This window comes from Mycobacterium paragordonae, from assembly GCF_003614435.1.
GTDB lineage: Bacteria > Actinomycetota > Actinomycetes > Mycobacteriales > Mycobacteriaceae > Mycobacterium > Mycobacterium paragordonae.
Genome location: NZ_CP025546.1, coordinates 6,103,594 through 6,124,870 on the forward strand (window position 1 = coordinate 6,103,594; position 21,277 = coordinate 6,124,870).

Genomic DNA, 21,277 nt, shown 5'->3' on the forward strand with positions numbered 1-21,277 from the left:
GACTCGATCATGGTGATTTCGGCCTAATCGTCCAGCGCTCCTGGATCATGCCGCGCAGGTAGTCGGCGAAGCTATCGGGCAGCTTGCCCGGCTGGAAGACCACGTCGAACATGGTGGCCACCAGCGGCGCCGGGATGGCGCCGAAGACGTTGACGTTGAATCCCGGGCCGGAGCCGACCACCTCGCCCAGCGTGGTGGCGTAGGTCGGGAGCCGCTTGAGGGCCTCGGTGATGTAGTCGCGACGCTCGTTCAGGTTGGCCAGCACCTGGTTGATCTTGGTCAGGGCCGGGCCGAATTCCTTCCGGTTGTCGTTGACGAAGCCGGACAGTTGCGCGGACACGTCGTCGATGCCGGAGATCAGCGCACTCAACGCCGAGCGGCGCTCATCCAGCGCGGCGAACAACTGGTCGCCCTGGTCCACCAGCTTCTTCACCTGGCCGGCCCGATCGGACAACACCGCCGTCACCGACTTGGCGTGGGCCAGCAGACCCTGCAGCGCCTCGTCGCGGCTGTTCAGGGTGCGTGACAGCGTGGTCACGCCGTCCAGCGCGCCCCGTAACCCGGGGGTGGCGTCGTGCAGAGTCTCGGTGAGCACCTTCAGCGCGTGCTCGAACTGGGGCTTGTTCAGGTTGTTGGCGTTCTGCCCGAGGTCCTCGAGTGCCCCGGCCAGGGTGTAGGGCGTCGTCGTCCGGCTGAGCGGAATGGTGGTGGCGTTGCCCGAGCCGGCCGGGCTCACCGAGACCGAGCGCTCGCCGAGGATGGTGTCGGTGCGGATCGCGGCCAGCGACTGGTCCCCGACGACGACGTGCCGGTCGACGCTGAAGGTGATCTTGGCGGTGTCACCGGCCAGCGCCACATCGGACACCTTGCCCACCTTGACGCCCGAGACCAGCACGTTGTTGCCGGGCGTGATGCCACCCGCGTCGCTGAAGTAGGCGGTGTAGGTCTTGCCCTGCGGCCAGAACGGCAACCCCGAGTAACCGAATGCGATGAGGACGACGAAGGTCACCACCGCCAGGCCGATGATGCCGGTGCGGAGCGGATCCTGGTCGCGTTTGCTTGGCTTCTTGCTATTGCTTGGCAAAGGCGCACCTCCCCTTGCTGGAATCCACCTGGCCGCCCATCCCGATCCGGATGTCGGAGCCGGCCGGCCCGTTGATCTTGATCGTCACCGAGCAGAAGTAGATGTTGAAGAACGAGCCGTAGGTGCCCAACGCCGCCAGCCGCAGGTAGTCCTCGCCGAGTTGCTCGACGTCGTTGTTGATCTCGGCTTTCCGGTTGTCGAGTTCGGTGGCCAACGGCCGCGCGTTCTCCAGGACGCCCTGCAGCGGCCGGCGCGAATTGCGCAGCAGCTCAGTCAGATCCGTCGTAGTCGAGGCGAGCGGCGGGATCGCGCCGGCGATGGTGTCCTTGTTCTTGGCCAGCCCCTCGATCAGCTGCTGCAACTGGTCGACGCTGGCCGAGAACTGTGCGCTGCGCTGGTCGACGGTGCCCAGGACGGTGTTGAGGTTGGTGATCACGTCGCCGATCAGCTGGTCGCGCTTACCCAGCGCATTGGAGAAGCTGCTGGTGTCGGCGAGCACGTTGGCCACCGCGCCGCCCTGACCCTGCAGCAGTTCGATGACAGCGCTGCTGATCGTGTTGATCTTGTCCGCGTCCAGGCCTTTCAGCACCGGCTTCAGCCCGCCGAGCAGCGCGTCGAGGTCGAGCGCGGGCTGGGTGTGCTGGGAGTTCATCGTCCCGCCGGGTGGCAGCTTGCGCAGTTCGCCGGGGCCCGAGGTGATCTCCAGGAACCGGTCGCCGACGAGGTTCTCGTAGCGGATCACCGCGCGACTCGACGAGTAGAGCGTGTAGCGGGCGTCGACGCCGAATTCCACGTCGACGGTGTTGTCGGGGTTGAGCTTGACGCCGGACACCGCGCCGACGGGCACGCCGGCGATGCGCACCTTCTGGCCGCCCTTGAGCTTGGAGGCGTCCAGGAAGGTCGCGTGGTAGGTGTTCTCGGAACCGAACCGGAAGTCGCCGAACACCACCACCAGCGCGGCACTGGCCAGCACCATCGTCACGACGAAGACGCCGACCTTGATCATCATCGACCGGTGCGACGGCATTGCTCCGGAGGCCATCAGAAGTCATCCCGCTCTGCGAAGGCGCCGTGGAAGAGGAACTGCAGCGTTGACGGCGCGTCGAACTGGAACTCGGTGAACGGCTCGTACGGGATGTTCGCGTTGTCGGTGACCAGGAACGGCGCCCGGTAGAACGACCCACCGGTCTGCTTGGTGGGGATGTCCGGAAGACCGCGGCAGTTCGGGCCGCCGGAGGCGTTAACGATCGGCAGGCTCTCGGGATAGGTGTAGGACGGGGCGCCGATGACGAAGCTCGACGAGGTGAACAGACCCGCCTTCCGCACACCGATCAACGGGGCGAACTCCTTGATACCGCGATCGATGCCGGCCAGCAGGCAGCCGAACTCCGGCGAGTAGTCCGCCGCCACCTTGAGCGGGGCGCGCAGCCGGTTGATGGTGTCGATCAAATTCTGCTCGGCCGGTGCCAGCGTCTCGTAACCGTTGTTGGCCAGGCCGATCGCAGCCAACAGCGTGGTGTTGAGGTTGGACTGCTCGTCGACGACCGTCTTGCTGATCGTCGGCAGGTTCGCGAACACCGTGTTCAGGTCGGGTGCGGCGTCCCCGTAGATGTTGGTCACGATGCCGGCCTTGCGGAAATCCTCCTGCAGGGTCGGCAGCTTCGGATTCGCTTGGCGGGTAAGCGTATTGAGCCCCGACAGCAGCGCCCCCAGGTCGTCGCCGTGGCCGCGCAGGCCTTCCGACAGCGCACTGAGCGTGCCGTTCAACTCGACCGGGTCGACCTTGTGCAGCAGGTTGATCAGCGACTGGAACAGCGTGTTGACCTCCAGCTGCACCGCGGAGGCCTCCACCGTGGAGTTCGGGCGCAGCGACGTCGCGGCCGCGGTCTGGGGCGGGATGAACTCCACCGACTTGGCGCCGAAGATGGTGTTCCCCGCGATGTGCACCGTGGCGTTGGACGGGACGTAATGCAGGTTGTGGCTGTAGATGGCCAGCTTCAGTCGCGCCTGGTCGCCGCTGTAGCTGATGTCTTCGACCTTGCCGATCTGGATGCCGCGGAACTTCACCTTGGCACCTGGCTCCATCACCAGTCCGGCGCGCTTGGACGCGACCGTCACGGTCTCGGTCGAGGTGAACGCGGCGGTGTAGGACAGGTAGGTCAGGACCGCCGCCGCCACCATCAAACCGGCGAGCGTCGCCGCGGCCACCCGGCCGGCGGTTCGTCGTGATCCCATGCCTGCCATAGCCGTTACCCGGAGAGGTTGAAGTTGCCGGTCGCTCCGTAAACCGCGAGCGAGATGAGCAGGGTGATGACGACGACGACGATCAGCGAGGTACGAACAGCCTGACCGACGGCGATGCCGACGCCGACCGAGCCGCCGCTGGCGTTATAGCCGTAGTAGGTGTGCACCAGCATGACCGCGATCGACATAGCGATGGCCTGGGCGAAGGACCACAGCAGGTCCGACGGGATCAGGAAGGTGTTGAAGTAGTGGTCGTACAGGCCGGCGGACTGGCCGTTGATGAACACGGTCGTGAAGCGGGCGGCGAAGAACGCGGCCAGCACCGACAGTGAGTACAGCGGGATGATCGCCACCAGTCCCGCGATGAGCCGCGTCGACACCAGGTAGGAAACCGAGTGCACCGCCATGCATTCGACGGCATCGATCTCTTCGGAGACCCGCATCGCGCCGAGCTGGGCGGTGGCGCCGGCGCCGATGGTGGCGGCCAGCGCGATGCCGGCGATGACCGGCGCGACCACGCGGACGTTCAGGAACGCCGAGAGGAAGCCGGTCAGGGCCTCGATGCCGATGTTGCCCAGCGAGGAATAGCCCTGCACGGCAATCACACCGCCGGAGGCGAGTGTCAGGAATGCGGCGACGCCGACGGTGCCGCCGATCATGATCAGCGCACCGGCACCGAGCGTCATCTCGGCGATCAGCCGGATGGTCTCCTTGCGGTATTTGGTGACGGCGTTGGGGATGTAGCGCACGGTTTCGCCGTAGAACAGCGCCTGCTCCCCGAAGTTGTCGACCGGTGCGGCAAATCTCGAGAAAAAGCGCTTGAAGCGGAGGGTGGCGTCGTAGCTCATCGCATGATCACCATCGCTCGTCCGCCGTCATGTGTTACCCCGTCCCCTACTTGGCCGAGATTCTGACGCCGATGGCGGTCATGACGACGTTGATGACGAAGAGGCAGATGAAGGCGTAGACGACGGTTTCGTTGACCGCATTGCCGACTCCCTTGGGACCGCCCTTGACGGTCAGACCGCGGTAACAGCCGACCAGACCCGCCATGACTCCGAACAGCAGCGCCTTGACTTCGGCGAGGATGAGCTCGCGCAGTCCGGTGAGCACAGTCAGCCCGTTGATGAACGCACCAGGGTTGACGCCCTGCAGGAAAACGGAGAAAGCGTAGCCCCCGGACAGGCCGATGATGCACACCAGTCCGTTGAGCAGCAGGGCGACCAGCGTGGAGGCCAGCACCCTGGGCACCACGAGTCGCTGGATGGGGTCGATGCCGAGCACCCGCATCGCGTCGATTTCCTCGCGGATGGTGCGGGCTCCCAGGTCCGCGCAGATCGCGGTGGCCCCGGCGCCGGCCACCACCAGCACGGTGACGATCGGTCCGAGCTGGGTGATGGTGCCGAATGCCGTTCCGGCGCCGGACAAGTCGGCCGCGCCGATCTCGCGCAGCAGGATGTTCAGGGTGAAGGCGACCAGCACGGTGAACGGAATCGACACCAGCAGCGTGGGAACCAGCGACACCCGCGCGACCATCCAGGTCTGGTCCAGGAACTCCCGCATCTGAAACGGCCGCCGGAAGGCGGCCCGTGCGGTCTCGATCGACATCTCGAAGAAGCCGCCGACTGCGCGGGCCGGCACGGCAACTTTCTGCAACAAGCCCGGTCCCCCCAATCTGTTGCTCGCGGCGAAGTGCTGTCTGCCCTGAACACACCGTTGGATGACTCGTTGCTTGGTGTGAGCCGGCTCATACTAACTACTTCGACCTGAAAAAGTCAGGGCGTGGCGGTGGCTGAATTGGGCTTTGTTTGACGAGATGATGGCCTCGAACCCTTGGGCTAGAAGGGATCGAGGCCATCGTGCTTAGAACTGTAAATGACCAGTTGTCGTTGTGGGATGCAATCCTGCCGCCGGAGCTGTTGGTGTTACCGAGGGAGTTGGGGCGGGTAGACGCGCTGCTAGATGATCCGGTGTTCTTCGCGCCGTTCACGCCGTACTTCGACACCCGTATCGGTCGTCCGTCGATTCCGATGGAGACCTATCTGCGGATGATGTTCTTGAAGTTCCGCTACCGGCTGGGCTTTGAGGCGTTGTGCCGTGAGGTCGGCGATTCGATTTCCTGGCAACGGTTTTGCCGGATTCCGTTCGGGACGCGTGTGCCGCACCCCACCACGCTGATGAAACTGACCACTCGGTGTGGGGACGCTGCAGTGGCCGGCCTCAATGAGGCCTTGTTGGCCAAGGCCGCCGACGCCAAACTGTTGCGCACTGACAAGGTGCGTGCTGACACCACCGTGGTTGAGGCCGCAGTGGCCTATCCGACCGACTCGGGGCTCCTGGCCAAGGCGGTGACCACGATCGCCCGCACCATCACCCGCATCCACAACGCTGGCGGGGCGGTGCGTACCCATGCCCGTGACCGCAGCCGCTCAGCGGGCCAGCGGGCCCGCTCGATCGCCTCCAAACTGCGGCTTCGCGGTGCGGTGGCCCGTGAGGAAGCTCAAGCCGTGGTCGCGCGGATCACCGGGGAGTTGGCCGGCATCGCCGAATCGGCGATGCGGGAAGCGGCCGCGGTGCGGCGCAATGCCCGCCGGGCTGTGCGCAACGCGACCGGGGTCCGCCGGGCTCGGCTATCTCGAGCGATCAACGACTTGGCCGCGATCATGGATAAGGCCCAACGCGTGGTCACCCAAGCCCGTAGCCGCCTGACCGGGGTGATGCCGGACTCGGCGAGCCGGCTGGTCAGTTTCCACGACCCCGATGCCCGCCCGATCCGCAAAGGACGACTGGGCAAGCCCGTGGAGTTCGGCTACAAAGCCCAGGTCGTCGATAACGCCGATGGAGTCATCCTCGACCACAGCGTCGAGATCGGAAACCCCGCCGATGCCCCGCAGTTGGCTCCAGCGATCGCCCGGATCACTCGCCGCGCCGGCCACGCCCCCAGGGCAGTTACCGCCGATCGCGGCTACGGATACGCCTCGGTCGAAAACGATCTGCACGAGCAAGGAGTCCGCCATGTCGCGATTCCGCGTGCCAGTAAACCGAGTGCCGCTCGCCGCGAGTTCGAACACCGAAAAGCGTTCCGCGCCAAAATCAAATGGCGAACCGGATGCGAAGGACGCATCAACCACCTCAAACGCAGCTACAGCTGGAACCGCACGGAATTGACCACCCTCACCGGAGCCAGGACCTGGTGCGGACACGGGGTGTTCGCCCACAACCTCGTCAAGATCAGCGCCCTGGCCTCATGACAACAAACTCCCGCCAGCACCGAGCACCCGCCGTCACTGCCACCGACGAAGCCGTCGCCATCAACCCTTTTTCAGGTCGAAGTAACTAGAACAAGTTCTGAGTGTCGATGAAGCTCCAAAAATTTTGTGGCAATTATGCCTAGCTGGTATTTCCCCTCTACCTAAGCCGTCAATGCGGGTTCCGGCGCCTGTCAGTCCATCAGGCCGGTCGCGGCGAAGTTCACTTCCGGGTCTCGCTCGGCGAAGTAGTCCTTCAGTGTCGCGCTCAATTGCGCGGGCTCCCAGGCCGCGCCGCCGGCGTCGAACTGGTGCTCGGCCGTCGGCGCCGCCACCAGTGTCACGCGCGGACCGTACACGATGAACACCTGGCCATTGACCGCGGCGGCCTCCGGCGACGACAGGAATTGCACCAGGCTCACCACGTGCTCGGGCGACAGGGGGTCGATCTCGGCGTCTTCCGGTGCCGCGCCGAACACGTCGGCCGTCATCGCCGTGCGTGCCCTGGGGCAAATCGCGTTGGCGCACACGCCGTATCGGCCCAGTGCCCGTGCCGCCGACAGCGTCAGCGCGGTGATGCCGGCTTTGGCGGCGCCGTAGTTGGCCTGCCCCACCGGGCCGACCAGTCCGGCCTCCGACGACGTGTTGACGATGCGGCCGAAGACGCGGCCGTCGCCTTCTTTTGCCTTGCTACGCCAGTAGGTGGCGGCGTTGCGGGTCAGCAGGAAGTGACCGCGCAGGTGCACGGCGATCACCTGGTCCCAGTCCTCGTCGCTCATGTTGAACAGCATCCGGTCGCGGGTGATGCCGGCGTTGTTCACGACGATGTTCAGGCCGCCCAGACCATCGGCCGTGGAGATGAGTTCGTCCGCCGTCTCGCGCTTGCTTATGTCGCCGGCCACCGCCACCGCTTTGGAACCCGCCGAGCTGATCTCGTCGAGGACGTCGGAAGCGTCCAGGCCCGACGCGATGTCGTTGACGACGACGGTGGCGCCCAACCGGGCCAGGCCGATCGCCTCGGCGCGACCCAGGCCCGCGGCGGCACCGGTCACCACCGCGACCTTGCCGGAGAGATCGGTCGCGTTCGTATTCGCTGCAGTCAATTTATGAATACCTCTAGTTTCTTCGTCAGTCCTCGCGCAACAGTGCCGCGCGTGGGCATTCCGCGATCGCCTGCTCGGCCAGATCCTCCTGATCCGGCGGGATCGGATCGGTCTTCACCACGGCGTAGTCCTCGTCGTCCAGGTCGAAGATATCGGGCGCAATTCCCAAGCACACCGCGTTACCTTCACACCGGTCACGGTCGACAATCACTCGCACGGCACCCTCCTTGGCAGCTGGGCTGGAGTCAGGAAACACCCCTGGTCCGAACTCGATCAATTTGTAGCACCACCATAGGGCCCCGATACCCGTGACCATAGGGTCGCTGGATTCCCAGACTAGAACGTGTTACAACCGGGAGAACGAATGGGTGGCCCCCGGCGTGGGTTTCGGTGGCCGGCATACAGAGACGATCGCTCGATCGGAGGCGGCGGGAATGCGCATCAGTTACACCCCCGAACAGGAGGAGCTGCGTCGCGAGCTGCGGTCCTACTTCACCAAGCTCATGACACCGGAGCGCCGCGAGGCGCTGAGTTCGGTGCAGGGCGAATACGGCACCGGCAACGTCTACCGCGAGACCGTCGCGCAGATGGGCAAGGACGGGTGGCTGACCCTGAACTGGCCCAAGGAGTACGGCGGCCAGGACCGGGAGCCGATGGACTCGCTGATCTTCACCGACGAGGCCGCCATCGCCGGTGCGCCGGTGCCCTTCCTGACGATCAACAGCGTGGCGCCGACGATCATGGCCTCCGGCACCGAAGAGCAGAAGAAGTTCTTCCTGCCCAAGATCGCGGCGGGCGAGTTGCATTTCTCCATCGGCTATTCGGAGCCGGGGGCGGGCACCGACCTGGCCAACCTGCGCACCACCGCCGTCCGCGACGGCGACGAGTACGTCATCAACGGCCAGAAGATGTGGACCAGCCTGATCGCCTACGCGGACTGGGTCTGGCTCGCGGTACGCACCAACCCGGAGGCCAAGAAGCATCGCGGCATCTCCATGCTGGTGGTACCCACCACTGCCGAAGGCTTCTCGTGGACGCCGGTGCACACCATGGCCGGTCCCGACACCAGCGCCACGTATTACAGCGACGTGCGGGTGCCGGTGACCAACCTGATCGGCGAGGAGAACGCGGGCTGGAAGCTGGTGACCAACCAGCTCAACCATGAGCGCGTCGCTCTGGTCTCCCCGGCACCGATCTTCATGTGCCTGCGGGAAGTTCGCGAGTGGGCACAGAACACCAAGGACGCCGGCGGCGGGCGGCTGATCGACTCGGAATGGGTGCAACTGAACCTGGCGCGGGTGCACGCCAAGGTCGAGGTGCTCAAGCTGATCAACTGGGAGCTGGCGTCCTCGTCGAGCGAGAACCTCTCGCCTGCGGATGCCTCGGCCGCCAAGGTGTTCGGGACCGAGCTGGCCACCGAGGCCTACCGGCTGCTGATGGAGGTGCTGGGCACCGCGGCGACGCTGCGTCAGGACTCCCCCGGCGCCCTGCTGCGCGGCCGCGTCGAACGGATGCACCGGGCGTGCCTGATCCTGACTTTCGGCGGCGGCACCAACGAAGTCCAGCGCGACATCATCGGCATGGTTGCCCTGGGCCTGCCCCGGGCCAACCGCTGAATTTTCCGGCAGGAGAAGGATATTCATGGATTTCTCGACAACCGAAGCGGCGCAGGACCTGGGCGGTCTGGTCGACACCATCGTCGACTCGGTGTGCACGCCCGCACACCAGCGCGAGCTGGACAAGCTTGACCAACGATTCGACCGCGACCTGTGGCGCAAGCTGATCGACAGCGACATCCTGACCAGCGCGGCCGCCACCCAGGTGGGCGGCGACGGTTTCGGGGTGCTCGAGCAGGTCGCGATCCTGGTCGCGCTGGGACATCAGTTGGCGGCGGTGCCCTACCTCGAGTCGATCGTGCTGGGCTCCGGCGCGCTGGCGCGGTTCGGCTCCGAGGAGTTGCAGCAGAGCTGGGGCTCCGAGGCGGTGCGCGGCGAGAAGACCCTGACGGTCGCTTTGGACGGGGAGATGGGCGACGGGCCGGTGCAGGCGGTGGACGGCCGGCTGACGGGCAGTCGCACCCAGGTGTTCTATGCCCCGGCCGCCGACGCCTTCCTGGTGCCCGCCGAAACCCACTCCGGCACAGCGGTTTTCCTGGTCGCCGCGGACGACCCCGGGGTGACGGTGACGCCGCTGCAGACCACCGGGCTGGGCAGCGTCGGGCATCTGGCGCTGGACGGTGTCGCCGTGGACGATTCGCGTCGTGTTGGAGGCGCTGAGGTGGTTACCTGGCTGCGCACCATCTCGACGCTGGGCCGCAGTGCCTACCAACTCGGTGTGCTGGAGCGCGGTTTGCAGATTACGGCCGAATATGCCCGCACCCGTGAGCAATTCGACCGCCCGATCGGCAGCTTCCAGGCGGTGGGTCAGCGTCTGGCCGACGGATACATCGACGTGAAAGGCCTGCGGTTGACGCTGACCCAGGCCGCGTGGAAGGTCGCCGAGGACATCCCGGCGGAGATCGACGTGGCGTCCGCAGCTTTCTGGGCGGCCGACGCCGGCCACCGAGTGGCGCACAGCATCGTGCATGTGCACGGCGGTGTCGGGGTCGACACCGATCACCCGGTGCACCGATACTTCCTGTCGGCCAAGGAAACTGAGTTCGCGCTGGGCGGAGCCACCGGGCAGTTGCGGCAGATCGGCCGCGAACTCGCGGAGACTCCCGCTTGAGCGAACCGACGGTCGCCGCGCTGATGCGACCGCTGGCCGAGATCGACGACCGCGGCGTGTACTTCGAGGACTCGTTCACCAGTTGGCGTGAACACCTCCGCGATGCCGCGGCCCTGGTGGCGACGCTGCGGGAGCGCCTCGACCCGACCCGGCCGCCGCACGTCGGGGTGCTGCTGGAGAACACGCCGTTCTTCTCGGCGATGCTGGTTGCGGGCGGACTGTCCGGCATCGTGCCGGTGGGGCTGAATCCGGTGCGCCGTGGCGCGGCCCTGGCCCGTGACATCAACCACGCCGACTGCCAGTTGGTGCTCGCGGATACGAATTCTGCCGCGGCGCTGGAAGGTATCGATCACCTCAACGTCGACTCAGCCGAGTGGGCCGACGAAGTCGCCGCTTATAGGGATGCGGATCTGACATTTCAGTCCGCCTCTCCGGCAGACCTTTTCATGCTGATCTTCACCTCGGGCACCAGTGGGGAACCAAAGGCGGTGAAGTGCAGCCACGGCAAGGTCGCGGGAGCCGGCATGGGAATGGCGCAGCGTTTCCGACTCGGCGCCGACGACGTCTGCTATGTGTCGATGCCGCTGTTCCACTCGAATGCGGTGCTGGTCGGCTGGGCGGTGGCCGCGGCGTGCCAGGGCTCGATGGCCCTGCGGCGCCGGTTTTCGGCGTCCGGGTTCCTGCCCGATGTGCGCCGGTACGGCGCCACCTACGCCAACTATGTGGGTAAGCCGCTGTCCTACGTGCTGGCGACCCCCGAGCAGCCCGATGACGCGGATAACCCGTTGCGGGCCGTCTATGGCAACGAGGGGGTGCCCCGTGACATCGAACGCTTCGGCGCCCGATTCGGCTGCCGCGTCCAAGACGGCTTCGGATCGACCGAACTCGGTGTGGCGATCGCCCGCACGCCCGACACGCCGGCGGGATCGCTGGGCCCGCTGCCGGACGGCGTCGAGATCGTCGACCCGGAGACCGGAGCGCCCTGTCCCCCGGGAGTGGCCGGCGAGCTGGTGAACACCAAGGGCGCCGGCGGTTTCGAGGGCTACTACAACGACCCCGCCGCCGAAGCCGAACGGATGGCCGGCGGCATCTACCACAGCGGCGATCTGGCCTACCGGGATGAAGCGGGCTACGCCTATTTCGCCGGCCGGCTCGGCGACTGGATGCGCGTGGACGGCGAGAACCTGGGCACCGCCCCGATCGAACGGGTGCTACTGCGCCATCCGGCGGTGACCGAGGTGGCGGTCTACCCGGTACCGGATCCGGCGGTGGGCGACCAGGTGATGGCGGCGGTCGTGCTGGCGCCGGGCACGCAGTTCGACCCGGACCGGTTCCGGGAGTTCCTGGCCGAGCAAGCCGATCTAGGACCCAAGCAGTGGCCGTCGTACGTGCGGGTGAGCGCCGGGCTGCCCGGCACGATGACTTTCAAGGTGCTCAAACGACAGCTCTCCGCCGAGGGCGTCGACTGCGGCGAACCGGTGTTCGCGATTCCGCGCTGACCTTGATTACCCCAGCAAGGAAGGCACCACCGCGTCGATCAGGTGCGGCCCAGGCTCGGCGAACGCGTCGCGAAGCGCCTGAGCCAACTCCTCGCAGGTAGTCGCCCGCCGTGCCGGCACCCCCATACCTTCGGCGATCTTGACGAAATCCATCGTGGGACGGGAAATGTCGAGAAGATCCTTGGCTTTGGGACCGGGACCGGCTTCGACCCCCACGCGCTGCAGCTCGAGCCGCAGGATGTCGTAGGCGCCGTTGTTGTAGATGACGGTGGTGACGTCCAGCAACTCCCGCGCCTGCGACCACAGCCCCGAGATCGTGTACATCGCCGACCCGTCGGATTCCAGGCACAGCACCGGACGGTCCGGCGCGGCCACCGCGGCCCCGACCGCGGTCGGGATGCCGTAGCCGATGGCCCCGCCGGTCAGGGTCAGCCAGTCGTGGGCCGGCGCTCCGGCGGTGGCTTGCGGTAGCAACAGGCCCGAGGTGTTGGACTCGTCGACGACGATGGCCCGCTCGGGCAGCAGGGCACCGATGACCTCGGCCGCCGACGCGGACGTCAGGGCGCCTGAGGGCAGCTGGGGACGATTGGCGGGCGCGGTGGGCGCGGTGGTCCCCGGTGCCACCTCGTCGGCCAGGGCAGCTAAAGCCGCTGCGGCACCGTCGAATTCGGCCAGGACGTGCACGTCGCACCCGGACGGGACCAGGTCGCTCGGCATCCCGGGATAGGCGAAGAACGACACCGGCGACCTGGCGCCGGCCAGCACCAGATGCTTGGCGCCGTCCAGTTGGGCGGCCGCCGCCTCGGCGAAGTAGCCCAGCCGTTCGATGGCGGGCACGCCGGCGCCACGCTCCAGCCGGGTGGGGAACGTCTCGCACAGCAGGCGGGCGCCGGTGGCCTCGGCGATCCGCGCGGCCGCCGCCAATCCCGGTGCGCGGGTGGCGTCTCCCCCGACCAGGATGGTGGCGGGCTCGCCCGAGCGCAGCACCTCGGCTACCGCATTTATGTCGGCTTTTGGCGCCTCGGGCGCGGCGGGGGCGACGGTGGCCGGCTGGGCGCCCTCGGACCAGGATGCGTCGGCGGGCAGGATCAACGTCGACACGAACGACCCCGACATGCCGGCCGCGATCGCCTCAGCGGTGTCGGCGCCGACATCGGCCGCCGTCGCCGTCCGGCGCACCCACCCCGATACGGTGCCGGCGAGTGCATCGATGTCGGATTCCAGTGGGGCATCGTACTTTTTGTGGTAGGTGGCGTGGTCGCCGACGACGACGACCATCGGCACCCGGGCGCGGCGCGCGTTGTGCAGGTTGGCCAGGCCGTTACCCAGTCCGGGTCCGAGATGCAGCAGAACCGCCGCCGGGCGGCCGGCGATCCGCGCGTACCCGTCGGCCGCCCCGGTGGCCGCGCCCTCGAAAAGGGTTAACACGCCCCGCATTTGGTCGACGGTGTCCAGTGCCGCGACGAAGTGCATCTCCGAGGTGCCCGGGTTGGAGAAGCAGACGTCGACGCCGCCATCCACCAAGGTGTTGATCAGAGCCTGCGCACCGTTCACGTGTCCACCTTTCGTTGCAACCTGAAGACCCGCTCGGCATTGTCGCGCAGGAAGTCCCGACGAGCCTCGTCGCTGAGGCCGAGATCGTCAAGACCCGCCAGCGCATGCGCATGGGCGATCATCGGATAGTTGGTGCCGAACAGGACTTTGCGTTGTCCGGTAACGGTTTTCATGAACCTGATCAATTCGTCCGGGAGCCGCGCGATGGTATAGGCGGACGTGTCGATGTAGACGTTCTCATGCTTGCGGGCCACCGCGACCATCTCCTCGGTCCACGGGTAGCCGACGTGTCCGCAGACGATCACCAACTCCGGGAAGTCGAGGGCGACCTGATCGATGTAGGGGATCGGGCGTCCGGTCTCCGACGGTCGCAACGGACCGGTGTGCCCGACCTGGGTGCAGAACGGCACGCCGGACTCGACGCACTGGGCGAACAGCGGATAGTAGCGCCGGTCGGTGGGCGGGGCGTTCCAGAGCCACGGCACCACCCGCAACCCGACGAACCCCTCGGCCACCCGGCGGCGCAGCTCGCGGACCGCGGCCATCGGGCGGTCCAGATCCACCGTCGCCAGGCCATTGAATCGATTGGGATGCAACGCAATCCACTGAGCAACCTCGTCGTTGGACACCAGGTCCTGACCGGCCGGACCGAGCCAGGCGCTCAGCAGCCCGAGTTCGACGCCCGCGGCGTCCATCGCGGCGACGGTGACCTCGATCGGGATTTCCGTATCGGGCATTGACCCACCGGTCCAGCGGCGCAGCGAGGCCAACATGTCGCTGCGCAGGAACCGCTGCGTCGGATGCTGCATCCACACATCGATCGTCATCGCGGATTTGACTCTAGCCCGCCGACGATGCCCGGCGCGGCAGCGCCGGGAAGAGGAGGCGGGCAATCCAGCCATAGCCCGCCGACGATGCCCGGCGCGGCAGCGCCGGGAAGAGGAGGCGGGCAATCCAGCCATAGCCCGCCGACGATGCCCGGCGCGGCAGCTCCGGGACGAGGAGGCGGGCCATCCAACACCAGCTGGTGTTCAGGCACCCAGCGCGGAACGGGCGGCGGCGCTCGTCTGCCGCACGTATCCGCTGCCGAAGAGCACCACGTGCGCCAGCAGCGGGTAGAGCTGATGCAGCCCGATCCGGTTGCGCCAGCCGGTTTTCAGCGACCGGACTTGCTGATATCCGGCCAGGACCGCGTCGTAGTGCGGGCAGCCGAACAGCGCCAGCATGGCCAGGTCGGTCTCGCGATGACCCCCGTGGGCAGCGGGGTCGATCAGCACCACGCCGTCCGGGGTCCACATGACGTTGCCGCTCCACAGGTCTCCGTGCAGCCGGGCCGGCGGGTCGTCGTCGTCGAAATCTCCCGCTGCGCACCGGGCCATGACCGCATTGATCGCTTCCCGCGTCGCTGCGTCGAGCCGTTTGTTCGCCAACTCGACCATTGGAGCCAGCCGCTCGTGGGCGTAGAAGGGACCCCAGTGCCGGTGCCGTCGCAAAGACATGGGCAGGGGTTGTGACAGCGGACCGAAGAACCCCTGGTCGTCCCATCCGTCGGGTCCTGCGCCGAATGCCGGGGCACCCGCGTCGTGCATGACGGCAAGCCCGGCGCCGAATTCGCGCGCGGTGTCGGGACTGGGTGGCACCGACTCGAGCCGGCGCAAGGTCAGACTGGTGGCGTCGACGTGCAGTACCTCCGCGCACGGCACGCCGCACTCAACGCCGGAGAGCCATCGCAGCCCGGCCGCCTCGCAGGCAAAGAAGCCGGCGGGGGCGGCGGGATTGCTCTTGACGAAATCCGTCACGTGGACGCCGGTGAGCTGATGCACAACATGCGCTCGGACTGTAGACGGCGCGACCTATGGACCGAACTCGAAGCCCCAATGAGCACTTTCAGATCCCGCTCGGCAAGTGACTTTGAATTCATGAAAAGGCAAGCATTTGCGGCCAGAATTCGAACGTCGTTTGCAGTGCCGCCGGGGAGGGCTGCGGTGGTAGCGGTGAGCTGGGCAGTGCGGGCGGTAAAGGCAGTGCGAGCACACCATTCAACGTTCGCGGGGCGGGTTGGCTCCGGTGTTGCCGGCGGGAGTGCGGGGGGACCCATTGGTGGCGTCTGGAGCCGAGGGTCAGGGCGGCCCGGGTGGGGACGCCGTCTCGCCGGGTCAGTTTGGCTTGATAGTTGGTACTTCCGGTAACGATGGGCGGGGCGGCGTAGGCGTTAGCGGCAATGACAACCCCGGGCGAGGCAGGTAACACAGGGCGAGCCTGGCGCCTCAACATCCGCCCATCGCCCGTTAGCTAAACAGGCTCGCGGCCTCCGTTCGCGGCATCAGCGCTCGGGTATGGCGCAGACGACTCTGTCCGCTTTCTGTCGACACAGGTCATTTAGCGAAGGCGCATCATCAGACCCAATGAACAGCTCATTTCACTCAGACAACACGTTAAGTACTGAGATTTGCTGAAACGATGACAAGCTACCTGCAAAACCATAAGATTCGCGCAAGCGATTTCGGCGAGGGTCGAGATTGTGAACTCGTTCCCTGCCGCCTGGAGTTCTCCGATGTCGTCCCTCTGGGTCTCCCCCGCCTATGTGGCGGGAGTGGCCGCGGAGTTAGCGAGACTCGGTTCGGACGTCAACTCGGCTAACGCGGCCGCCGTCTTCTCGACCACCCAGGTGGCGGCTGCTGCAACCGACGAGGTCTCGCTGCGCATCGCAGAACTGTTCGGCGGACACGGCCGCGAATACCAGGCTGTGAGCGCTCAGGTGGCGCAGTTCAACGCCCAGTTCGTGCAGGCCTTGCGAGCGGGCGCCGGCTCGTATGTTTGGACCGAGATCGAGAACGTCCAGCAGACATTGCTCGATGTGATCAACTCGCCGACACAGACACTGCTGGGACGTCCACTGATCGGTGACGGCGCCAATGCAACCGTTCCGGGAGGCACGGGTGGAGACGGCGGCATCCTGTTCGGCAACGGTGGCGCCGGCGCCCCTGGTGCTGTCGGTCAGGCCGGCGGCGCGGGCGGATCCGCAGGGCTCTGGGGTAACGGCGGTCAAGGAGGTGCGGGCGGCGCCGGTGCCAGCGGCGGGGCCGGTGGCAACGGCGGATGGCTCCTGGGTGTCGGCGGTACCGGCGGAATGGGAGGGACCGGCGGAGGGACCGGCGGGGCGGGTGGCAACGGTGGGCTGTGGTGGGGTGGTGGCGGCACCGGGGGTAACGGCGGCGTCGGCGGTGGCACCGGGGGCGCCGGCGGACGCGGGGAATGGTTCTTCGGGGCGGCCGGCGACGGTGGCGCGGGAGGCTCTGGCGGAGGCACCGGCGGAGCGGGGGGTCACGGTGGCTGGGTCTGGAGCGGCGGCGGCGCCGGGGGCGCTGGCGGCTACGGCGGCGGTACGGGGGGACTGGGCGGTGGTGGCGGGCTGCTATGGGGCGGCGGCGGTGCGGGCGGCGCCGGCGGCTACGGCGGCGGGACCGGCGGGGCCGGCGGTCACGCCGCGTCCTTCTTCTGGGGACACGGTGGCGCCGGCGGGGCGGGCGGAGCCGGCGCCGATGCCGTTCTCGCAGGTCCGGCCGGAGCGGGCGGCCAGGGTGGGGTCGGCGGGGCCGGCGGGCTGTTCGCCCCGGGTGGTGCTGGCGGAGCCGGAGGTGCCGGCGGGCTTGGTTTTGCCGGTGCCAGCGGCGGCGTACTGGGCCAAACGGGTGGGCTGGGCGGGGCCGGGGGTGACGGCGGTGCCGGCGGCAAGGGTGCGTGGCTGCTGGGTCCGGGTGGGCACGGCGGCGCCGGTGGCGCGGGCGGTACTGGCGGTGTTGGCGGATCTGGCGGCGATGGTGCGCTTGCCGGCATAGGTGGTACCGGCGGGGGTGGTGGTACCGGCGGTGTGGCCGGACACGGTGGTGCCGGCGGGTCCGGTGGATTACTCAGCTGCGGTGGCGCGGCGGGCGGCATGGGCGTGGGCGGTACCGGTGGCGCCGGCGGCGCGGGCGGGGCCGGGCTGGTCGGCGCCAGCGCTTCCGCTGCCGGGGCTGACGGCGGTACCGGCTTTGCAGGCGGCCAGGGCGGCACGGGTGGAGCAGGCGGAGGAAGCGGCGCAAATCAAGGCGCCGGCGGCCAGGGCGGGGCGGGCGGTACCGGCGGTGCCGGCGGCGTCGGTGGTACCGGTCTTGACGGTACGACATCGACGGCCGCGACAGCGGGTGGTCAGGGCGGTGTAGGCGGTGCCGGCGGCGATGCCGGGACGGGCGGGGTTGGGTCGACGCCTGGTGCCACCGGTACCGCTGGCCGCGGCGGCGTAGGCGGCACCGGCGGCATTGGTGGTGCCGGCACCGACAACAGCGCCAGTGTTGCCGCGCCCGGTGTCCAGGGCGCTACTGGCGGCGCGGGCGGCGCGGGCGGCACCGGTGGAGTCGGCGGAGCCGCGGGCAGCGGGATAGATGGCCATCAGGGGGCGGGCGGTGTCGGCGGTACCGGCGGTGTTGGTGGCGGTGGCGGCCAGGGCGGCGTCGGGGTCGACGGCAGCAATAACGGGGCCGGAGCGACCGGTGGATTAGGCGGTAGTGGCGGCGACGCCGGTTTTGGTGGCACCGGGGGTGTTCAAGGCAAAGCGGGCACGGCCGGGACCGGCGGGACCGGCGGCGCCGGCGGAATCGGCGCAACCGGTGGGACGGCAACGTCTTATGGCGAAGCTGGCGGGCAGGGCGGTGCGGGCGGTACCGGTGGACTCGGTGGCGCGGCAGGAGACGCTCATGGCGGTACTGCCGGCCTCACCGGCACCGGCGGCACGGGCGGCACCGGCGGGGCCGGCGGCCTGGGCGGCACCGGCCTGACCGGCGCGGCGGCCACCACCTTCGGCGCCCTGGGCGGCACCGGCGGCATCGGCGCCACCGGCGGCACCGCCGGGGCCGGCGGCCAGGGCGGCGCCGGGACCACAGCCGGGGCCACCGGCCTCACCGGCACCGGCGGCACGGGCGGCACCGGCGGGGCCGGCGGGCTGGGCGGCACCGGCCTGACCGGCGCGGCGGCCACCACCTTCGGCGCCCTGGGCGGCACCGGCGGCATCGGCGCCACCGGCGGCACCGCCGGGGCCGGCGGCCAGGGCGGCGCCGGGACCACAGCCGGGGCCACCGGCCTCACCGGCACCGGCGGCACGGGCGGCACCGGCGGGGCCGGCGGCCTGGGCGGCACCGGCCTGACCGGCGCGGCGGCCACCACCTTCGGCGCCCTGGGCGGCACCGGCGGCATCGGCGCGACCGGCGGCACCGCCGGGGCCGGCGGCCAGGGCGGCGCCGGGACCACAGCCGGGGCCACCGGCCTCACCGGCACCGGCGGCACGGGCGGCACCGGCGGGGCCGGCGGCCTGGGCGGCACCGGCCTGACCGGCGCGGCGGCCACCACCTTCGGCGCCCTGGGCGGCACCGGCGGCATCGGCGCGACCGGCGGCACCGCCGGGGCCGGCGGCCAGGGCGGCGCCGGGACCACAGCCGGGGCCACCGGCCTCACCGGCACCGGCGGCACGGGCGGCACCGGCGGGGCCGGCGGCCTGGGCGGCACCGGCCTGACCGGCGCGGCGGCCACCACCTTCGGCGCCCTGGGCGGCACCGGCGGCATCGGCGCGACCGGCGGCACCGCCGGGGCCGGCGGCCAGGGCGGCGCCGGGACCACAGCCGGGGCCACCGGCCTCACCGGCACCGGCGGCACGGGCGGCACCGGCGGGGCCGGCGGCCTGGGCGGCACCGGCCTGACCGGCGCGGCGGCCACCACCTTCGGCGCCCTGGGCGGCACCGGCGGCATCGGCGCGACCGGCGGCACCGCCGGGGCCGGCGGCCAGGGCGGCGCCGGGACCACAGCCGGGGCCACCGGCCTCACCGGCACCGGCGGCACGGGCGGCACCGGCGGGGCCGGCGGCCTGGGCGGCACCGGCCTGACCGGCGCGGCGGCCACCACCTTCGGCGCCCTGGGCGGCACCGGCGGCATCGGCGCGACCGGCGGCACCGCCGGGGCCGGCGGCCAGGGCGGCGCCGGGACCACAGCCGGGCCACCGGCCTCACCGGCACCGGCGGCACGGGCGGCACGGGCGGGGCCGGCGGCCTGGGCGGCACCGGCCTGACCGGCGCGGCGGCCACCACCTTCGGCGCCCTGGGCGGCACCGGCGGCATCGGCGCGACCGGCGGCACCGCCGGGGCCGGCGGCCAGGGCGGCGCCGGGACCACAGCCGGGGCCACCGGCCTCACCGGCACCGGCGGCACGGGCGGCACGGGCGGGGCCGGCGGCCTGGGCGGCACCGGCCTGACCGGCGCGGCGGCCACCACCTTCGGCGCCCTGGGCGGCACCGGCGGCATCGGCGCGACCGGCGGCACCGCCGGGGCCGGCGGCCAGGGCGGCGCCGGGACCACAGCCGGGGCCACCGGCCTCACCGGCACCGGCGGCACGGGCGGCACCGGCGGGGCCGGCGGCCTGGGCGGCACCGGCCTGACCGGCGCGGCGGCCACCACCTTCGGCGCCCTGGGCGGCACCGGCGGCATCGGCGCGACCGGCGGCACCGCCGGGGCCGGCGGCCAGGGCGGCGCCGGGACCACAGCCGGGGCCACCGGCCTCACCGGCACCGGCGGCACGGGCGGCACCGGCGGGGCCGGCGGCCTGGGCGGCACCGGCCTGACCGGCGCGGCGGCCACCACCTTCGGCGCCCTGGGCGGCACCGGCGGCATCGGCGCGACCGGCGGCACCGCCGGGGCCGGCGGCCAGGGCGGCGCCGGGACCACAGCCGGGGCCACCGGCCTCACCGGCACCGGCGGCACGGGCGGCACGGGCGGGGCCGGCGGCCTGGGCGGCACCGGCCTGACCGGCGCGGCGGCCACCACCTTCGGCGCCCTGGGCGGCACCGGCGGCATCGGCGCGACCGGCGGCACCGCCGGGGCCGGCGGCCAGGGCGGCGCCGGGACCACAGCCGGGGCCACCGGCCTCACCGGCACCGGCGGCACGGGCGGCACCGGCGGGGCCGGCGGCCTGGGCGGCACCGGCCTGACCGGCGCGGCGGCCACCACCTTCGGCGCCCTGGGCGGCACCGGCGGCATCGGCGCGACCGGCGGCACCGCCGGGGCCGGCGGCCAGGGCGGCGCCGGGACCACAGCCGGGGCCACCGGCCTCACCGGCACCGGCGGCACGGGCGGCACCGGCGGGGCCGGCGGCCTGGGCGGCACCGGCCTGACCGGCGCGGCGGCCACCACCTTCGGCGCCCTGGGCGGCACCGGCGGCATCGGCGCGACCGGCGGCACCGCCGGGGCCGGCGGCCAGGGCGGCGCCGGGACCACAGCCGGGGCCACCGGCCTCACCGGCACCGGCGGCACGGGCGGCACCGGCGGGGCCGGCGGCCTGGGCGGCACCGGCCTGACCGGCGCGGCGGCCACCACCTTCGGCGCCCTGGGCGGCACCGGCGGCATCGGCGCGACCGGCGGCACCGCCGGGGCCGGCGGCCAGGGCGGCGCCGGGACCACAGCCGGGGCCACCGGCCTCACCGGCACCGGCGGCACGGGCGGCACCGGCGGGGCCGGCGGCCTGGGCGGCACCGGCCTGACCGGCGCGGCGGCCACCACCTTCGGCGCCCTGGGCGGCACCGGCGGCATCGGCGCGACCGGCGGCACCGCCGGGGCCGGCGGCCAGGGCGGCGCCGGGACCACAGCCGGGGCCACCGGCCTCACCGGCACCGGCGGCACGGGCGGCACCGGCGGGGCCGGCGGCCTGGGCGGCACCGGCCTGACCGGCGCGGCGGCCACCACCTTCGGCGCCCTGGGCGGCACCGGCGGCATCGGCGCGACCGGCGGCACCGCCGGG

The 21,277-nt window shown here is 70.4% G+C and carries 15 protein-coding genes; 5 read left to right on the forward strand and 10 right to left on the reverse strand.

Features of this window, described 5'->3' with window-relative positions:
• Window positions 1–7: 7 nt before the first annotated feature.
• The 5 genes from C0J29_RS27285 to C0J29_RS27305 are packed head-to-tail and all read right to left on the reverse strand — an operon-like array spanning window position 8 to window position 4,987.
• Window positions 8–1,084, reverse strand: a complete 1,077-nt coding sequence (locus tag C0J29_RS27285) for a virulence factor Mce family protein (RefSeq protein WP_120794138.1) — start codon at window positions 1,082–1,084, stop codon at window positions 8–10.
• Window positions 1,071–2,126, reverse strand: a complete 1,056-nt coding sequence (locus C0J29_RS27290; protein ID WP_120794139.1) for an MCE family protein — start codon at window positions 2,124–2,126, stop codon at window positions 1,071–1,073. The genes C0J29_RS27285 and C0J29_RS27290 overlap by 14 nt, the downstream gene beginning before the upstream one ends.
• Window positions 2,126–3,328, reverse strand: coding sequence for a virulence factor Mce family protein (locus tag C0J29_RS27295; RefSeq protein WP_120794140.1), 1,203 nt, complete (start codon window positions 3,326–3,328; stop codon window positions 2,126–2,128). Before C0J29_RS27295 ends, C0J29_RS27290 begins: the two co-directional genes overlap by 1 nt.
• A gap of 5 nt (window positions 3,329–3,333) precedes the next feature.
• Window positions 3,334–4,176, reverse strand: a complete 843-nt coding sequence (locus tag C0J29_RS27300; protein WP_120794141.1) for an MlaE family ABC transporter permease — start codon at window positions 4,174–4,176, stop codon at window positions 3,334–3,336.
• Between the two features lie 46 nt (window positions 4,177–4,222).
• Window positions 4,223–4,987: an MlaE family ABC transporter permease gene (locus C0J29_RS27305; protein WP_055581978.1), complete on the reverse strand. Its 765-nt coding sequence runs from the start codon at window positions 4,985–4,987 to the stop codon at window positions 4,223–4,225.
• A gap of 200 nt (window positions 4,988–5,187) precedes the next feature.
• Here C0J29_RS27305 and C0J29_RS27310 point away from each other — a divergent pair, with 200 nt between their 5' ends.
• Window positions 5,188–6,579, forward strand: coding sequence for an ISNCY family transposase (locus C0J29_RS27310; protein ID WP_425272101.1), 1,392 nt, complete (start codon window positions 5,188–5,190; stop codon window positions 6,577–6,579).
• A 191-nt stretch (window positions 6,580–6,770) separates the two neighbouring features.
• On the opposite strand, the gene C0J29_RS27315 is transcribed toward C0J29_RS27310, so the two are convergent.
• The gene (locus C0J29_RS27315) at window positions 6,771–7,688 is read right to left on the reverse strand and encodes a 3-oxoacyl-ACP reductase (RefSeq protein WP_120794142.1); all 918 of its coding nucleotides are present in this window, start codon (window positions 7,686–7,688) and stop codon (window positions 6,771–6,773) included.
• Between the two features lie 16 nt (window positions 7,689–7,704).
• Window positions 7,705–7,896, reverse strand: a complete 192-nt coding sequence (locus C0J29_RS27320; RefSeq protein WP_055581977.1) for a ferredoxin — start codon at window positions 7,894–7,896, stop codon at window positions 7,705–7,707.
• 217 nt (window positions 7,897–8,113) lie between these two features.
• Here C0J29_RS27320 and C0J29_RS27325 point away from each other — a divergent pair, with 217 nt between their 5' ends.
• The 3 genes from C0J29_RS27325 to fadD17 are packed head-to-tail and all read left to right on the forward strand — an operon-like array spanning window position 8,114 to window position 11,905.
• On the forward strand, window positions 8,114–9,295 hold the full coding sequence (locus C0J29_RS27325; RefSeq protein ID WP_120794143.1) for an acyl-CoA dehydrogenase: 1,182 nt from the start codon (window positions 8,114–8,116) through the stop codon (window positions 9,293–9,295).
• Window positions 9,296–9,320: 25 nt separating this feature from the next.
• The gene (locus C0J29_RS27330) at window positions 9,321–10,406 is read left to right on the forward strand and encodes an acyl-CoA dehydrogenase family protein (protein ID WP_120794144.1); all 1,086 of its coding nucleotides are present in this window, start codon (window positions 9,321–9,323) and stop codon (window positions 10,404–10,406) included.
• Window positions 10,403–11,905 (forward strand): long-chain-fatty-acid--CoA ligase FadD17, encoded by a 1,503-nt coding sequence (gene fadD17 / locus C0J29_RS27335; protein WP_162951566.1) that lies wholly within the window; start codon window positions 10,403–10,405, stop codon window positions 11,903–11,905. Before C0J29_RS27330 ends, fadD17 begins: the two co-directional genes overlap by 4 nt.
• A gap of 6 nt (window positions 11,906–11,911) precedes the next feature.
• Here fadD17 and C0J29_RS27340 read toward each other — a convergent pair whose 3' ends face one another.
• From C0J29_RS27340 to C0J29_RS27350, 3 genes are all read right to left on the reverse strand, one after another.
• Window positions 11,912–13,459 (reverse strand): acetolactate synthase large subunit, encoded by a 1,548-nt coding sequence (locus C0J29_RS27340; RefSeq protein ID WP_120794145.1) that lies wholly within the window; start codon window positions 13,457–13,459, stop codon window positions 11,912–11,914.
• A complete protein-coding gene (locus C0J29_RS27345; RefSeq protein WP_120794146.1) occupies window positions 13,456–14,286 on the reverse strand; it encodes an amidohydrolase family protein in 831 nt (276 codons plus the stop codon). Before C0J29_RS27345 ends, C0J29_RS27340 begins: the two co-directional genes overlap by 4 nt.
• A 204-nt stretch (window positions 14,287–14,490) precedes the next feature.
• Entirely contained in the window at window positions 14,491–15,258 is a 768-nt protein-coding gene (locus C0J29_RS27350; RefSeq protein ID WP_120794998.1) for a fructosamine kinase family protein, read from the reverse strand.
• A 755-nt stretch (window positions 15,259–16,013) separates the two neighbouring features.
• Between C0J29_RS27350 and C0J29_RS34875 the strand changes: the two genes are divergently transcribed.
• Window positions 16,014–19,556 carry a PE family protein gene (locus C0J29_RS34875; RefSeq protein ID WP_120794147.1) on the forward strand — a complete coding sequence of 1,181 codons (3,543 nt, stop codon included), beginning with the start codon at window positions 16,014–16,016 and terminating at the stop codon, window positions 19,554–19,556.
• The last annotated feature ends 1,721 nt before the right edge of the window (window positions 19,557–21,277 follow it).

What these genes read in the sequence shown, in the direction of transcription:
- C0J29_RS27290 (WP_120794139.1), bottom strand. Translation starts at nt 2,126, where the DNA reads ATGGCCTCCGGAGCAATGCCGTCGCACCGGTCGATGATGATCAAGGTC.
- C0J29_RS27295 (WP_120794140.1), bottom strand. Translation starts at nt 3,328, where the DNA reads ATGGCAGGCATGGGATCACGACGAACCGCCGGCCGGGTGGCCGCGGCG.
- C0J29_RS27300 (WP_120794141.1), bottom strand. Translation starts at nt 4,176, where the DNA reads ATGAGCTACGACGCCACCCTCCGCTTCAAGCGCTTTTTCTCGAGATTT.
- C0J29_RS27325 (WP_120794143.1), top strand. Translation starts at nt 8,114, where the DNA reads ATGCGCATCAGTTACACCCCCGAACAGGAGGAGCTGCGTCGCGAGCTG.
- C0J29_RS27330 (WP_120794144.1), top strand. Translation starts at nt 9,321, where the DNA reads ATGGATTTCTCGACAACCGAAGCGGCGCAGGACCTGGGCGGTCTGGTC.
- C0J29_RS27345 (WP_120794146.1), bottom strand. Translation starts at nt 14,286, where the DNA reads ATGACGATCGATGTGTGGATGCAGCATCCGACGCAGCGGTTCCTGCGC.
- C0J29_RS34875 (WP_120794147.1), top strand. Translation starts at nt 16,014, where the DNA reads ATGTCGTCCCTCTGGGTCTCCCCCGCCTATGTGGCGGGAGTGGCCGCG.